This is a genomic window from Escherichia sp. MOD1-EC5990 (assembly GCF_002965285.1).
Classification (GTDB): Bacteria; Pseudomonadota; Gammaproteobacteria; order Enterobacterales; family Enterobacteriaceae; genus Escherichia; species Escherichia coli_F.
Genome location: NZ_PTRV01000020.1, coordinates 61838 through 76661, shown reverse-complemented (window position 1 = coordinate 76661; position 14824 = coordinate 61838). Strand labels below are relative to the sequence as shown.

Annotated in this window: 14 protein-coding genes; 8 read left to right on the top strand and 6 right to left on the bottom strand. The window is 52.1% G+C overall.

Going from position 1 to position 14824, the window contains the following annotated elements; all coding sequences use genetic code 11:
• Window positions 1-15: 15 nt before the first annotated feature.
• Window positions 16-885: a phosphoribulokinase gene (locus tag BEB42_RS19820; protein WP_001274672.1), complete on the top strand. Its 870-nt coding sequence runs from the start codon at window positions 16-18 to the stop codon at window positions 883-885.
• A gap of 54 nt (window positions 886-939) precedes the next feature.
• On the opposite strand, the gene BEB42_RS19815 is transcribed toward BEB42_RS19820, so the two are convergent.
• Window positions 940-1344: an OsmC family protein gene (locus BEB42_RS19815; RefSeq protein ID WP_001148908.1), complete on the bottom strand. Its 405-nt coding sequence runs from the start codon at window positions 1342-1344 to the stop codon at window positions 940-942.
• Between the two features lie 302 nt (window positions 1345-1646).
• Here BEB42_RS19815 and crp point away from each other — a divergent pair, with 302 nt between their 5' ends.
• Window positions 1647-2279 (top strand): cAMP-activated global transcriptional regulator CRP, encoded by a 633-nt coding sequence (gene crp, locus BEB42_RS19805; RefSeq protein ID WP_000242755.1) that lies wholly within the window; start codon window positions 1647-1649, stop codon window positions 2277-2279.
• A 50-nt stretch (window positions 2280-2329) separates the two neighbouring features.
• Window positions 2330-4420 (top strand): YccS/YhfK family putative transporter, encoded by a 2091-nt coding sequence (locus BEB42_RS19800; RefSeq protein ID WP_001353634.1) that lies wholly within the window; start codon window positions 2330-2332, stop codon window positions 4418-4420.
• A gap of 77 nt (window positions 4421-4497) precedes the next feature.
• Here the strand turns inward: BEB42_RS19800 and argD are convergent, their stop codons facing one another.
• The 5 genes from argD to ppiA form a co-directional block, all read right to left on the bottom strand.
• Window positions 4498-5718 carry a bifunctional acetylornithine/succinyldiaminopimelate transaminase gene (gene argD, locus BEB42_RS19795; protein ID WP_000963760.1) on the bottom strand — a complete coding sequence of 407 codons (1221 nt, stop codon included), beginning with the start codon at window positions 5716-5718 and terminating at the stop codon, window positions 4498-4500.
• A gap of 85 nt (window positions 5719-5803) precedes the next feature.
• Window positions 5804-6367 carry an aminodeoxychorismate synthase component 2 gene (gene pabA / locus BEB42_RS19790; RefSeq protein ID WP_000601871.1) on the bottom strand — a complete coding sequence of 188 codons (564 nt, stop codon included), beginning with the start codon at window positions 6365-6367 and terminating at the stop codon, window positions 5804-5806.
• A gap of 31 nt (window positions 6368-6398) precedes the next feature.
• Complete coding sequence (locus BEB42_RS19785) at window positions 6399-7001, bottom strand: putative adenosine monophosphate-protein transferase Fic (RefSeq protein WP_001280655.1); 603 nt, start codon at window positions 6999-7001, stop codon at window positions 6399-6401.
• Entirely contained in the window at window positions 6991-7158 is a 168-nt protein-coding gene (locus tag BEB42_RS19780) for a YhfG family protein (RefSeq protein WP_000736860.1), read from the bottom strand. Before BEB42_RS19780 ends, BEB42_RS19785 begins: the two co-directional genes overlap by 11 nt.
• Before the next feature lie 104 nt (window positions 7159-7262).
• A complete protein-coding gene (gene ppiA, locus BEB42_RS19775) occupies window positions 7263-7835 on the bottom strand; it encodes a peptidylprolyl isomerase A (protein ID WP_000477225.1) in 573 nt (190 codons plus the stop codon).
• Between the two features lie 269 nt (window positions 7836-8104).
• On the opposite strand from ppiA, the gene tsgA reads away from it, so the two are divergent.
• From tsgA to cysG, 5 genes are all read left to right on the top strand, one after another.
• Complete coding sequence (tsgA, locus tag BEB42_RS19765) at window positions 8105-9286, top strand: MFS transporter TsgA (RefSeq protein ID WP_000185225.1); 1182 nt, start codon at window positions 8105-8107, stop codon at window positions 9284-9286.
• 261 nt (window positions 9287-9547) lie between these two features.
• Entirely contained in the window at window positions 9548-12091 is a 2544-nt protein-coding gene (nirB, locus tag BEB42_RS19760; RefSeq protein ID WP_000049213.1) for an NADPH-nitrite reductase large subunit, read from the top strand.
• Window positions 12088-12414 carry a nitrite reductase small subunit NirD gene (nirD, locus tag BEB42_RS19755; protein WP_000084764.1) on the top strand — a complete coding sequence of 109 codons (327 nt, stop codon included), beginning with the start codon at window positions 12088-12090 and terminating at the stop codon, window positions 12412-12414. The genes nirB and nirD overlap by 4 nt, the downstream gene beginning before the upstream one ends.
• Before the next feature lie 126 nt (window positions 12415-12540).
• On the top strand, window positions 12541-13347 hold the full coding sequence (gene nirC / locus BEB42_RS19750) for a nitrite transporter NirC (RefSeq protein ID WP_000493563.1): 807 nt from the start codon (window positions 12541-12543) through the stop codon (window positions 13345-13347).
• Between the two features lie 18 nt (window positions 13348-13365).
• Window positions 13366-14739 (top strand): siroheme synthase CysG, encoded by a 1374-nt coding sequence (gene cysG, locus BEB42_RS19745; RefSeq protein ID WP_000349878.1) that lies wholly within the window; start codon window positions 13366-13368, stop codon window positions 14737-14739.
• The last annotated feature ends 85 nt before the right edge of the window (window positions 14740-14824 follow it).

Here is a 14824-nt window from a genome sequence, read left to right as displayed (position 1 = left end):
AGTCATGGAGTTACTATGTCTGCCAAACATCCGGTCATTGCGGTAACAGGATCCAGCGGCGCGGGGACCACCACCACCAGTCTCGCGTTTCGTAAAATATTCGCGCAGTTAAATCTGCATGCAGCTGAGGTGGAAGGCGACAGTTTTCACCGTTACACGCGCCCGGAAATGGACATGGCGATCCGCAAGGCGCGTGATGCCGGGCGGCATATCAGCTACTTTGGCCCCGAAGCGAACGACTTCGGCCTGCTGGAACAAACCTTCATTGAATACGGTCAGAGCGGCAAAGGAAAATCACGCAAATATCTGCATACGTACGACGAAGCCGTACCGTGGAATCAGGTGCCGGGGACATTCACCCCATGGCAACCTTTACCGGAACCCACTGATGTACTGTTTTATGAAGGGCTACACGGCGGCGTGGTCACACCACATCATAACGTTGCGCAACATGTGGATTTACTGGTTGGCGTGGTGCCTATCGTTAACCTGGAGTGGATTCAAAAACTGATCCGCGACACCAGCGAGCGCGGGCACTCACGAGAAGCGGTGATGGACTCAGTAGTGCGTTCAATGGAAGACTATATCAACTACATCACGCCGCAGTTTTCCCGCACCCATCTTAACTTCCAGCGCGTTCCCACTGTCGACACCTCAAACCCGTTCGCGGCAAAGGGCATTCCATCACTGGATGAAAGCTTTGTGGTGATCCATTTTCGTAATCTGGAAGGGATCGATTTCCCCTGGCTGCTGGCGATGTTACAGGGCTCATTCATTTCCCACATCAATACATTAGTGGTACCGGGCGGCAAAATGGGTCTGGCAATGGAGTTAATTATGCTGCCGCTGGTACAGCGATTGATGGAAGGGAAGAAAATCGAGTAACTCTGCTAATATGCCGGATAAACAATTATCCGGCATCGTACTCCTGACATCAAATCACGCGGCAACCACTTCATACGAGTGAGTAATATTTACCGCTTTTTCCAGCATTAACGCTACTGAGCAATATTTCTCGGCAGAGAGATCAACCGCACGCGCAACTGCTGCGTCTTTCAGGTCGCGACCGGTGACGATAAAATGCAGATTAATGTGCGTAAACAGGCGTGGTGCCTCTTCGCGGCGTTCAGAGGTCAGTTTTACTTCACAATCGACCACATCCTGACGCCCCTTTTGCAGGATAGAAACCACATCGATGGCGCTACAGCCCCCCGCCGCCATCAACACCATTTCCATCGGACTTGGCGCTTTATCGCCTGAGTTGCCGTCCATTAAAATCTGGTGACCAGAGGCAGACTCGCCCAGAAAAGTTAACCCTTCGACCCACTTCACTCGCGCTTGCATTTTTGCTACTCCACTGCGTCAATTTTCCTGACAGAGTACGCGTACTAACCAAATCGCGCAACGGAAGGCGACCTGGGTCATGCTGAAGCGAGACACCAGGAGACACAAAGCGAAAGCTATGCTAAAACAGTCAGGATGCTACAGTAATACATTGATGTACTGCATGTATGCAAAGGACGTCACATTACCGTGCAGTACAGTTGATAGCCCCTTCCCAGGTAGCGGGAAGCACAATTTCGGCAATCCAGAGACAGCGGCGTTTTCTGGCTCTGGAGAAAGCTTATAACAGAGGATAACCGCGCATGGTGCTTGGCAAACCGCAAACAGACCCGACTCTCGAATGGTTCTTGTCTCATTGCCACATTCATAAGTACCCATCCAAGAGCACGCTTATTCACCAGGGTGAAAAAGCGGAAACGCTGTACTACATCGTTAAAGGCTCTGTGGCAGTGCTGATCAAAGACGAAGAGGGTAAAGAAATGATCCTCTCCTATCTGAATCAGGGTGATTTTATTGGCGAACTGGGCCTGTTTGAAGAGGGCCAGGAACGTAGCGCATGGGTACGTGCGAAAACCGCCTGTGAAGTGGCTGAAATTTCGTACAAAAAATTTCGCCAATTGATTCAGGTAAACCCGGACATTCTGATGCGTCTGTCTGCACAGATGGCGCGTCGTCTGCAAGTCACTTCAGAGAAAGTGGGCAACCTGGCGTTCCTCGACGTGACGGGCCGCATTGCACAGACTCTGCTGAACCTGGCAAAACAACCGGATGCTATGACTCACCCGGACGGTATGCAAATCAAAATTACCCGTCAGGAAATTGGTCAGATTGTCGGCTGTTCTCGTGAAACCGTGGGACGCATTCTGAAGATGCTGGAAGATCAGAACCTGATCTCCGCACACGGTAAAACCATCGTCGTTTACGGCACTCGTTAATCCCGTCGGAGTGGCGCGTTACCTGGTAGCGCGCCATTTTGTTTCCCCCGATGTGGCGCAGACTGATTTATCACCCCGATATCAACTATGCACTACGACAAACGCTAGTGCTATGTTTGCCCGTGGCCGTTGGGTTAATGCTTGGCGAATTACGATTCGGTCTGCTCTTCTCCCTCGTTCCAGCCTGTTGCAATATTGCGGGCCTTGATACGCCTCATAAACGTTTTTTCAAACGCTTAATCATTGGTGCGTCACTGTTTGCCACCTGTAGCTTGCTGACACAGCTACTACTGGCAAAAGATGTTCCCCTGCCCTTTTTGCTGACCGGATTAACGCTGGTGCTTGGTGTCACTGCTGAGCTGGGGCCATTGCACGCAAAATTGCTTCCCGCATCGCTGCTCGCCGCCATTTTTACCCTCAGTCTGGCGGGATACATGCCAGTCTGGGAACCGTTGCTCATCTATGCGCTGGGCACTCTCTGGTACGGATTGTTTAACTGGTTTTGGTTCTGGATCTGGCGCGAACAACCGCTACGCGAGTCACTAAGTCTGCTGTACCGTGAACTGGCAGATTATTGTGAAGCCAAATACAGCCTGCTTACCCAGCACACCGCCCCTGAAAAAGCGCTGCCGCCGCTGCTGGTGCGCCAGCAAAAAGCGGTCGATTTAATTACTCAGTGCTATCAGCAAATGCATATGCTTTCCGCGCAAAATAATACCGATTACAAGCGGATGCTGCGTATTTTCCAGGAGGCGCTGGATTTGCAGGAACATATTTCGGTCAGTTTGCATCAGCCGGAAGAGGTGCAAAAGCTGGTCGAGCGTAGCCATGCGGAAGAAGTTATCCGCTGGAATGCGCAAACCGTCGCCGCTCGCCTGCGCGTGCTGGCTGATGACATTCTTTACCATCGCCTGCCGACGCGTTTTACGATGGAAAAGCAAATTGGCGCACTGGAAAAAATCGCCCGCCAGCATCCGGATAATCCTGTTGGGCAATTCTGCTATTGGCACTTCAGCCGCATCGCTCGTGTACTACGCACCCAAAAACCGCTCTATGCCCGTGATTTACTGGCCGATAAACAGCGGCGAATGCCGTTACTGCCGGCACTGAAAAGTTATCTGTCACTGAAATCTCCGGCGCTACGCAATGCTGGACGACTGAGTGTGATGTTAAGTGTTGCCAGCCTGATGGGTACCGCGCTGCATCTGCCGAAGTCGTACTGGATCCTGATGACGGTATTGCTGGTGACGCAAAATGGTTACGGCGCGACTCGCCTGCGAATTGTGAATCGTTCTGTGGGAACCGTGGTCGGGTTAATCATTGCGGGCGTTGCCCTGCACTTTAAAATTCCCGAAGGTTACACCCTGACCTTGATGCTGATTACCACCCTCGCCAGCTACCTGATATTGCGCAAAAACTACGGCTGGGCGACGGTCGGTTTTACCATTACCGCAGTATATACCCTGCAACTGTTGTGGCTGAACGGTGAGCAGTACATTCTTCCGCGTCTTATCGACACCATTATTGGTTGTTTGATTGCTTTCGGCGGAACTGTCTGGCTGTGGCCGCAGTGGCAGAGCGGGTTATTGCGTAAAAACGCCCATGATGCTTTAGAAGCCTATCAGGAAGCGATTCGTTTGATTCTGAGCGAGGATCCGCAACCAACGCCACTGGCCTGGCAGCGAATGCGGGTGAATCAGGCGCATAACACTCTGTATAACTCATTGAATCAGGCGATGCAGGAACCGGCATTCAACAGCCATTATCTGGCAGATATGAAACTGTGGGTGACGCACAGCCAGTTTATTGTTGAGCATATTAATGCCATGACCACGCTGGCGCGGGAACACCGGGCATTGCCACCTGAACTGGCACAAGAGTATTTACAGTCTTGTGAAATCGCCATTCAGCGTTGTCAGCAGCGACTGGAGTATGACGAACCAGGTAGTTCTGGCGATGCCAATATCATGGATGCGCCGGAGATGCAGCCGCACGAAGGTGCAGCAGGCACACTGGAGCAGCATTTACAGCGGGTTATTGGTCATCTGAACACCATGCACACCATTTCGTCGATGGCATGGCGTCAGCGACCGCATCATGGGATTTGGCTGAGTCGCAAGTTGCGGGATTCGAAGGCGTAATACAGGCTAAACCATCGGATAAGGCGTTCACGCCGCATCCGACATCTTTTGCCTGATGCGACGCTGACGCGTCTTATTTACGCCCCAATCACCTTCGCCACCGCGTGGGCGAAACGATGCATCCCTTCATCGATATCCGCATCTTCCACCACCAGCGACGGCGCAAAACGCATCACATCAGGCCCGGCATTCAGCACCATTACGCCTGCCTCGGCACCCGCATACAGGAAATCACGCGCCCGACCTTTGTACTGTGGTTTCAGCTCTGCGCCAATCAACAGCCCCATACCGCGAATATCGCTAAACACATCGTACTGCTGATCGATCTTCTGCAAATGGTCCACAAAACGCTGGCGTTTCGCGTGAATGCCTTCCAGCACTTCAGGGGTATTGATGATATCAAACGCCGCGCCAGCTACTGCACAGGCCAGTGGATTACCGCCGTAGGTGGAACCGTGAGAACCAGGATGAAACGCAGAAGCAATCTCCGCCGTAGTCAGCATGGCGCTAATCGGGAAGCCGCCACCTAACGCTTTGGCGGAGGTCAGAATATCCGGCGTCACGCCGTAATGCATGTAAGCAAACAGATCGCCGGTCCGCCCCATCCCGCACTGCACTTCATCAAACACCAATAATGCCTGATGCTCATCACAGAGTTCGCGCAAGCCCTGCAAAAACTCTGGCGTCGCAGCCGTCACGCCGCCCTCGCCCTGAATCGGTTCAACCACCACCGCACAGGTATGATCATCCATCACCGCTTTCACTGCGTGGAGATCATTAAAGGGAACGTGGATGATGTCTGCCGGTTTTGGCCCAAAGCCGTCGGAATATTTTGGCTGCCCGCCCACCGAGACGGTAAACAGCGAACGACCATGAAAAGCGTTATGGAAGGCGATAATTTTGGTTTTGAACGGGCTATGACGCACACAGGCGTAATGGCGTGCCAGTTTAAAGGCTGTTTCGTTAGCTTCCGTGCCGGAGTTCATAAACACCACGCGTTCGGCAAACGTTGCCTCAATCAGTTTACGACCAAGACGCAGCGCCGGTTCATTGGTAAAAACGTTACTGATATGCCACAGAGTTTCGCCCTGGGTTTTTAACGCGTTCACCAGCGCAGGATGGCAATGGCCCAACGCCGTAACTGCAATGCCACCCGCGAAATCGACATACTCCTTGCCTTGCTGATCCCAGATTCTGCTGCCCAGACCTTTTACCGGAATAAACTCTGCCGGAGCATAAATCGGCAGGATCACTTCATCGAAAGTCGCGCGTGTAATTGCTGTTTGTTCAATTGCCATCTCATGATCACCCTGTTACGCATAACTCAATGTGAAATTATAATCACAAAATATGCATAAAAAATCACTGAATAGCAATCAGAAATCAGCGTTCCAGGAAATTAGCCAGCAGTTGATGTCCTTGTTCGCTGAGAATACTTTCTGGATGGAACTGCACGCCTTCCAGATCCCACTGGCGATGGCGAATCCCCATAATCTCGCGGGTTTCGCTCCAGGCCGTCACTTCAAAGCACTCCGGTAATGAGTCAGGCTCCACCACCAGCGAATGGTAGCGTGTCACGGTGAGTGGATTTGCCAGCCCCTTAAATACGCCCTCACCGTTATGTGTGATCGGCGAGGTTTTGCCGTGCATGACCTTTGCTGCGCGCACAACTTTGCCGCCAAATGCCTGCGCCATTGCCTGATGACCGAGGCAGACACCAAGAATCGGCAAACTCCCGGCGTAGTGGCGAATAACGTCAAGGGAGATCCCTGCGTCGTCCGGCGTACAGGGTCCAGGTGAGATAACAATTTTCTGCGGTTTGAGTGTGTCGATATCCGCCAGCGTTAACGCATCGTTGCGCTTAACCAACACGTCGGCCCCCAGTTCACAAAAGTACTGGTAGAGGTTCCAGGTGAAAGAATCGTAGTTATCAATAAGCAGGATCATGGCGGCTCCGGTACGAAAGAACCGCGCTATTTTACTCAGATTCCCCGGCTTCGCTTACCACTTTGCTAAATATCGTCTGCAGCGCAGTGAGATCCCCCATTGCCCCACTCTGATTTGCCTGATTCCAGGCCTCTTTTTCGATACCCTGCCAGCTCAGTTGATATCCGGCATGAATCGCCAGTTGCTCGAAGAAGATCCGCTGTGCCAGACCACTTCCCGCTCGGAAGGGATGCAGGACGTTGATTTCACAATAGTAGTGCGCCAGCCGCTCGACGAACTTCGTTTTCCCCAGGCCAACCAGATACCCTTCTTCCTCCAGATCCTGCATCAGGGCATTGCCCTCTTTTTCGATATAAGCAAAGTGGCAGAACGGCGTATCGCCCTGATAAATATCAACTTCACGCAGTTGCCCCGCCCAGTCGAAAATATCCTGATACAGCTGGCGATGGAGAGTGCGCAAATGCGGTAAACCGCGCACCAGCGGACCAAGCTCAATGGTCGCAGCACGCAGCGCCGTCATTTCGTAAGCGGCCTGTTCCAGCCGCTGTTGCTGGCGGATGTTCAGCCGGTTACGCATGATATCAAGGCCAGGATAAAGATACGGATCGCGCCCTTCGCCGAATTTATCGCTCATAGTGCCTCCTCAGCTCTTCAAGGCGCGCTAAAGCCTCTGCGGCAGTAAGAGTAACTAAAGGCATCTCGACGCCTTCAAGACGGCGACTGGCCTGGAAATTACGATTACGCTGAAGCTCCCAGAGACGGGACTTTTGCTTATCGGTGAGTTTCTTCACTTGATGCCTCCCTGAACGTGTCCATTTGCCACAAGTATAAGCGGCAAATCCGGGTTACGCCGGGAGAGCAGAAGCGCGGGCAAGATTGCCCGCGCGAGAAATCATTACGGCAGGACTTTAGCGGAGAGGATAACTACCGGTTTTGACGGCACATTCTGGTACGGACCGACATCATGAGTCGGCACCTGGGAAATCTTATCGGCAACGTCCATGCCTTTCACCACTTTACCAAATACCGCGTAACCGAAATCACGCTGACCATGGTCAAGGAAGGCGTTATCGGCAACGTTGATAAAGAACTGGCTGGTGGCGCTGTCTTTGTCAGCGGTACGCGCCATCGCGATGGTGCCACGCGTGTTGCGCAGGCCGTTATCGGCTTCATTTTTGATTGGCGGGTTTGGTTTTTTCTGCTGCATCTGCTCGGTGAAACCGCCGCCCTGAATCATAAAGCCAGGAATGACGCGGTGAAAGGTGGTGTTGTTATAAAAACCGCTGTTCACATAATCGACAAAGTTTTGCACAGATACTGGCGCTTTTTGTTTATCCAGCTCCAGTTCGATGTTACCAGCTGAGGTTGTCAACAATACGTGCGGGTCCCCTTTCGCTGCCATTGCTGCGGGAGAAAGAGCAGAAAGAGCGAAAACAGCAGCCATCGCCGCCAGGGTCGATTTGAACATGAGATTTCCTTAACAAACAGAGCAGAAAAAAAGCAAGTGAAGAGATTCTAAATAGCCTTCAAGAACAAGGCCATCCCTTTACCTAATTTTACGTATCTGAAATATATGTAACCTGACGATCACTTTTTATTCCGTGATCAAAATCACCCTTAAAATGCAATTTAGCAACCGATTGCAATAAAACATTTAAACAGATCACAAAATCACCTAAAATCGCCCGCTCGCGGCATATCCCGCTATGCCATTTTATTTTTGAACGCAGGCCAATCATGACTAACAGCAATCGCATCAAGCTCACATGGATTAGCTTTCTCTCCTACGCACTGACGGGTGCGTTGGTTATTGTCACCGGGATGGTGATGGGAAATATCGCCGATTATTTCAATCTGCCTGTTTCCAGTATGAGTAACACCTTCACCTTCCTCAATGCTGGCATTTTAATCTCTATCTTCCTCAATGCCTGGCTGATGGAAATCGTCCCGTTGAAAACGCAGTTACGTTTTGGCTTTCTCCTGATGGTGCTGGCGGTTGCCGGTTTGATGTTCAGCCATAGCCTGGCGCTTTTCTCGGCAGCGATGTTCATTCTCGGGGTGGTCAGCGGCATCACCATGTCGATTGGTACATTCCTGATAACACAAATGTATGAAGGGCGTCAGCGCGGTTCTCGCCTGTTATTTACCGACTCCTTCTTCAGTATGGCAGGGATGATTTTCCCAATGATCGCCGCGTTTCTGCTGGCGCGCAGCATTGAGTGGTACTGGGTTTATGCCTGCATCGGGCTGGTTTACGTCGCTATTTTTATTCTGACCTTCGGCTGTGAGTTTCCGGCACTGGGCAAACATGCGCCAAAAACGGATGCTCCAGTAGCGAAAGAAAAATGGGGCATCGGCGTACTGTTTCTCTCAATTGCAGCGCTGTGCTACATCCTCGGTCAGTTAGGTTTTATCTCCTGGGTACCAGAGTATGCCAAAGGCCTGGGCATGAGCCTGAACGACGCAGGTACGCTGGTGAGTAACTTCTGGATGTCATATATGGTCGGCATGTGGGCGTTCAGCTTTATTCTTCGCTTCTTTGATTTGCAACGTATTCTGACCGTACTGGCCGGTCTGGCTGCGATTCTGATGTACGTCTTTAACACCGGAACACCGGCACATATGGCGTGGTCAATTCTCGCCCTGGGCTTCTTCTCCAGCGCGATCTATACCACCATCATCACCCTGGGTTCACAGCAAACCAAAGTACCGTCACCAAAACTGGTTAACTTTGTCCTGACCTGCGGGACCATCGGTACCATGCTGACCTTTGTCGTTACCGGCCCGATTGTTGAACATAGCGGTCCAAAGGCGGCGCTGCTGACGGCAAACGGTCTGTACGCTGTCGTCTTTGTGATGTGCTTCCTGTTAGGTTTCGTCAGCCGTCACCGTCAGCATAACACCCTGACCTCTCATTAATTGCTCATGCCGGGCGGCGCTATCGTCGTCCGGCCTTTTCCTCACTTACCCCGCTACGTACGTCTATTTCTATAAACCCTTTCATTTTGTCTATTTTTTGCACACGAATGAAATGTCAGACAATTCCGTGACTTAAGAAAATTTATACAAATCAGCAATATACCCCTTAAGGAGTATATAAAGGTGAATTTGATTTACATCAATAAGCGGGGTTGCTGAATCGTTAAGGTAAGCGGTAATAGAAAAGAAATCGAGGCAAAAATGAGCAAAGTCAGACTCGCAATTATCGGTAACGGTATGGTCGGCCATCGCTTTATCGAAGATCTTCTTGATAAATCTGATGCGGCCAACTTTGATATTACCGTTTTCTGTGAAGAACCGCGCATCGCTTATGACCGCGTACACCTCTCGTCTTACTTCTCTCACCACACCGCCGAAGAGCTGTCGCTGGTGCGCGAAGGCTTCTACGAGAAACACGGTATTAAAGTTCTGGTCGGCGAACGCGCTATCACCATCAACCGTCAGGAGAAGGTGATTCACTCCAGCGCCGGACGTACCGTTTTTTATGACAAGCTGATCATGGCGACCGGTTCCTATCCGTGGATCCCGCCAATCAAAGGTTCTGATACTCAGGACTGCTTTGTCTATCGCACCATTGAAGACCTCAACGCCATTGAATCCTGCGCCCGTCGCAGTAAGCGCGGTGCCGTTGTTGGCGGCGGCCTGTTAGGTCTGGAAGCCGCTGGCGCGCTGAAAAACTTAGGCATTGAAACCCACGTTATCGAATTTGCCCCTATGCTGATGGCGGAACAGCTTGATCAGATGGGTGGCGAGCAGCTGCGTCGCAAAATCGAAAGTATGGGCGTGCGCGTTCACACCAGCAAAAACACCCTTGAGATTGTGCAGGAAGGTGTTGAAGCGCGTAAAACCATGCGTTTTGCCGACGGCAGCGAACTGGAAGTCGACTTTATCGTCTTCTCTACCGGTATCCGTCCGCGCGATAAGCTGGCAACTCAGTGTGGTCTGGACGTTGCTCCGCGTGGGGGTATCGTCATTAATGATTCCTGCCAGACTTCCGATCCAGATATCTACGCCATCGGCGAATGCGCAAGCTGGAACAACCGTGTATTTGGTCTGGTAGCACCTGGCTACAAAATGGCGCAGGTCGCCGTTGACCATATTCTCGGTAGCGAAAACGCCTTTGAAGGTGCTGACCTTAGCGCCAAGCTGAAATTGCTGGGCGTAGACGTAGGCGGTATTGGCGATGCTCACGGTCGCACGCCTGGCGCACGTAGCTACGTTTACCTCGACGAAAGTAAAGAGATCTACAAACGCCTGATTGTCAGCGAAGACAACAAAACCCTGCTCGGTGCAGTACTGGTGGGTGATACCAGCGACTACGGTAACCTGCTGCAACTGGTGCTGAACGCAATCGAACTGCCGGAAAACCCGGATTCCCTGATCCTGCCGGCGCACTCAGGTAGCGGCAAGCCGTCTATCGGTGTTGATAAACTGCCGGACAGCGCGCAAATCTGCTCCTGCTTCGACGTCACCAAAGGCGATCTGATTGCTGCCATCAACAAAGGCTGCCACACCGTTGCGGCGCTGAAAGCCGAAACCAAAGCGGGTACTGGCTGCGGTGGCTGTATCCCGCTGGTCACTCAGGTACTGAACGCGGAACTGGCAAAACAGGGTATCGAAGTTAACAATAACCTGTGCGAACACTTTGCTTATTCGCGTCAGGAACTGTTCCATTTGATCCGCGTTGAAGGCATTAAAACCTTCGAAGAACTGCTGGCGAAACACGGTAAAGGCTACGGTTGTGAGGTTTGTAAACCGACCGTCGGTTCGCTGCTGGCCTCCTGCTGGAACGAATACATTCTGAAGCCGGAACATACTCCGCTGCAGGATTCTAACGACAACTTCCTCGCTAACATCCAGAAAGACGGCACCTACTCGGTGATCCCGCGTTCTCCGGGTGGTGAAATCACCCCAGAAGGGCTGATGGCAGTGGGTCGTATCGCGCGTGAATTTAATCTCTACACCAAAATCACCGGCTCCCAGCGTCTGGCGATGTTTGGCGCACAGAAAGACGATCTGCCGGAGATCTGGCGTCAGCTGATTGAAGCAGGTTTCGAAACCGGTCATGCGTATGCGAAAGCACTGCGTATGGCGAAAACCTGCGTGGGTAGCACCTGGTGCCGCTACGGCGTTGGCGACAGCGTCGGCCTCGGCGTGGAACTGGAAAACCGCTACAAAGGCATCCGTACGCCGCACAAAATGAAGTTCGGTGTCTCCGGCTGTACCCGTGAATGTTCAGAAGCTCAGGGTAAAGATGTGGGTATTATCGCCACTGAAAAAGGCTGGAACCTGTATGTGTGCGGTAACGGCGGCATGAAACCGCGTCATGCGGATCTGCTGGCAGCGGATATCGATCGCGAAACGCTGATCAAATATCTTGACCGCTTCATGATGTTCTACATCCGTACTGCCGACAAACTGACGCGTACCGCACCGTGGTTAGAAAACCTCGAAGGCGGCATCGATTACCTGAAAGCGGTGATCATTGACGACAAGCTGGGGCTGAACGCACATCTGGAAGAAGAGATGGCGCGCCTGCGTGAAGCGGTAGTGTGTGAGTGGACTGAAACGGTCAATACGCCGTCTGCGCAGACTCGCTTCAAACACTTCATCAACAGCGATAAGCGTGACCCGAACGTGCAGATGGTGCCAGAGCGCGAACAGCACCGTCCGGCAACGCCGTATGAACGTATCCCGGTAACTCTGGTGGAGGACAACGCATGAGCCAGTGGAAAGACATCTGCAAAATTGATGACATCCTGCCTGAAACCGGCGTCTGCGCGCTGTTAGGTGACGAGCAGGTAGCGATTTTCCGCCCGTATCACAGCGACCAGGTGTTTGCGATCAGCAACATCGATCCGTTCTTCGAATCCAGCGTGCTGTCACGCGGGCTGATTGCGGAACACCAGGGCGAGCTGTGGGTCGCCAGTCCGCTGAAAAAACAGCGTTTTCGCTTAAGCGACGGTTTATGCATGGAAGATGAACAGTTTTCCGTCAAGCATTACGAGGCACGAGTGAAAGACGGCGTGGTACAGCTACGCGGTTAATTGTTTTAACGGGAGGCGCAATGCCTCCCCTTTTTGCATTGTCCTGTAATGACCTTAAGTATATTGCAGGACATTTTTTAAACTTTTTGTTTTATTTTTTGTTTTTATTTTTTAAAGGATAATCAAATGTTTACAGACACTATTAATAAGTGTGCGGCTAACGCTGCGCGCATTGCACGCCTGTCGGCAAATAACCCGCTCGGCTTCTGGGTAAGCTCCGCGATGGCGGGCGCGTATGTGGGGCTGGGGATCATCCTGATTTTCACGCTCGGTAATTTGCTCGATCCGTCCGTACGTCCTCTGGTGATGGGCGCGACCTTCGGTATCGCCTTAACGCTGGTCATTATCGCCGGTTCTGAACTGTTCACCGGACACACCATGTTCCTCACCTTTGGGGTGAAAGCGGGCACCATTAGCCACGGGCAAATGTGGGCAATCCTGCCGCAAACCTGGCTGGGTAACCTGGTCGGTTCCGTCTTTGTTGCCATGCTTTATAGCTGGGGCGGTGGTAGCCTTTTGCCAGTAGATACCAGTATTGTTCACTCCGTCGCGCTGGCTAAAACCACCGCACCGGCAATGGTACTGTTCTTCAAAGGCGCATTGTGTAACTGGCTGGTTTGTCTGGCAATCTGGATGGCACTGCGTACTGAAGGCGCGGCGAAATTTATCGCAATCTGGTGGTGTCTGCTGGCGTTTATTGCGTCCGGTTACGAGCACTCCATCGCTAACATGACGCTGTTCGCGCTCTCATGGTTCGGCAACCACAGCGAAGCCTACACGCTGGCGGGTATTGGTCATAACCTGCTGTGGGTGACGCTGGGTAATACTTTATCGGGTGCCGTATTCATGGGATTGGGTTATTGGTATGCTACGCCGAAAGCTAATCGTCCGGTTGCGGACAAATTTAATCAAACTGAAACGGCTGCCGGTTAATTATTAAGGGGTTTTTACGTGGATCATTTGCCTATATTTTGCCAATTACGCGACCGCGACTGTTTGATTGTCGGCGGTGGTGATGTCGCGGAACGCAAAGCAAGGTTGCTGTTAGACGCAGGTGCTCGCTTAACGGTGAATGCATTAGCGTTTATTCCACAGTTCACCGCATGGGCAGATGCAGGCATGTTAACCCTCGTCGAAGGGCCATTTGATGAAAGCCTTCTCGACACCTGCTGGCTGGCAATTGCGGCGACGGATGATGACGCGCTTAACCAGCGTGTCAGCGAAGCCGCCGAATCTCGTCGTATCTTCTGTAACGTGGTCGATGCGCCGAAAGCCGCCAGCTTTATTATGCCGTCGATTATTGACCGCTCCCCTCTCATGGTAGCGGTCTCCTCTGGCGGCACCTCTCCGGTTCTGGCGCGACTGTTGCGCGAAAAACTTGAATCACTGCTGCCGCTGCATCTCGGCCAGGTAGCAAAATATGCGGGGCAGTTACGCGGTCGGGTCAAACGACAGTTCGCCACGATGGGTGAACGTCGCCGTTTCTGGGAAAAACTGTTCGTTAATGATCGCCTGGCGCAGTCGCTGGCGAACAACGATCAGAAAGCCATTACCGAAACGACCGAACAGTTAATCAATGAACCGCTCGATCATCGCGGTGAAGTGGTGCTGGTTGGCGCAGGTCCGGGCGATGCCGGTCTGCTGACACTAAAAGGTCTGCAACAAATTCAGCAGGCAGATGTGGTGGTCTACGACCGTCTGGTTTCAGACGATATTATGAATCTGGTACGGCGCGATGCGGATCGTGTCTTCGTCGGTAAACGCGCGGGGTATCACTGCGTACCGCAGGAAGAGATTAACCAGATCCTGCTGCGGGAAGCGCAAAAAGGTAAACGCGTGGTGCGGCTGAAAGGCGGCGATCCGTTTATTTTTGGCCGTGGTGGCGAAGAGCTTGAAACACTGTGCAATGCGGGTATTCCGTTCTCAGTAGTTCCGGGTATTACCGCAGCGTCTGGTTGCTCTGCCTATTCGGGCATTCCCCTCACGCATCGCGATTATGCTCAGAGCGTGCGCTTAATCACCGGACACTTAAAAACCGGTGGCGAGCTGGACTGGGAAAACCTGGCAGCCGAAAAACAGACGCTAGTGTTCTATATGGGGCTGAATCAGGCCGCGACCATTCAGCAAAAACTGATTGAACACGGAATGCCTGGCGAAATGCCGGTGGCGATTGTCGAAAACGGTACGGCGGTAACGCAACGCGTGATTGACGGTACGCTCTCGCAACTGGGCGAGCTGGCGCAGCAAATGAACAGCCCCTCATTAATTATTATTGGTCGGGTCGTTAGCCTGCGCGATAAATTGAACTGGTTCTCTAACCATTAATTTTACCCGGGCCAGATAATTCTGGCCCTCTTTATCACTCTTTTTATATATTCAGTAAATAAATCATAACCTCTTAGTAAATATC

Coding starts and splice junctions, on each gene's coding strand:
- BEB42_RS19820 (WP_001274672.1), top strand. CDS start 16: ATGTCTGCCAAACATCCGGTCATTGCGGTAACAGGATCCAGCGGCGCG.
- BEB42_RS19815 (WP_001148908.1), bottom strand. CDS start 1,344: ATGCAAGCGCGAGTGAAGTGGGTCGAAGGGTTAACTTTTCTGGGCGAG.
- crp (WP_000242755.1), top strand. CDS start 1,647: ATGGTGCTTGGCAAACCGCAAACAGACCCGACTCTCGAATGGTTCTTG.
- BEB42_RS19800 (WP_001353634.1), top strand. CDS start 2,330: ATGTGGCGCAGACTGATTTATCACCCCGATATCAACTATGCACTACGA.
- argD (WP_000963760.1), bottom strand. CDS start 5,718: ATGGCAATTGAACAAACAGCAATTACACGCGCGACTTTCGATGAAGTG.
- pabA (WP_000601871.1), bottom strand. CDS start 6,367: ATGATCCTGCTTATTGATAACTACGATTCTTTCACCTGGAACCTCTAC.
- BEB42_RS19785 (WP_001280655.1), bottom strand. CDS start 7,001: ATGAGCGATAAATTCGGCGAAGGGCGCGATCCGTATCTTTATCCTGGC.
- ppiA (WP_000477225.1), bottom strand. CDS start 7,835: ATGTTCAAATCGACCCTGGCGGCGATGGCTGCTGTTTTCGCTCTTTCT.
- tsgA (WP_000185225.1), top strand. CDS start 8,105: ATGACTAACAGCAATCGCATCAAGCTCACATGGATTAGCTTTCTCTCC.
- nirB (WP_000049213.1), top strand. CDS start 9,548: ATGAGCAAAGTCAGACTCGCAATTATCGGTAACGGTATGGTCGGCCAT.
- nirD (WP_000084764.1), top strand. CDS start 12,088: ATGAGCCAGTGGAAAGACATCTGCAAAATTGATGACATCCTGCCTGAA.
- nirC (WP_000493563.1), top strand. CDS start 12,541: ATGTTTACAGACACTATTAATAAGTGTGCGGCTAACGCTGCGCGCATT.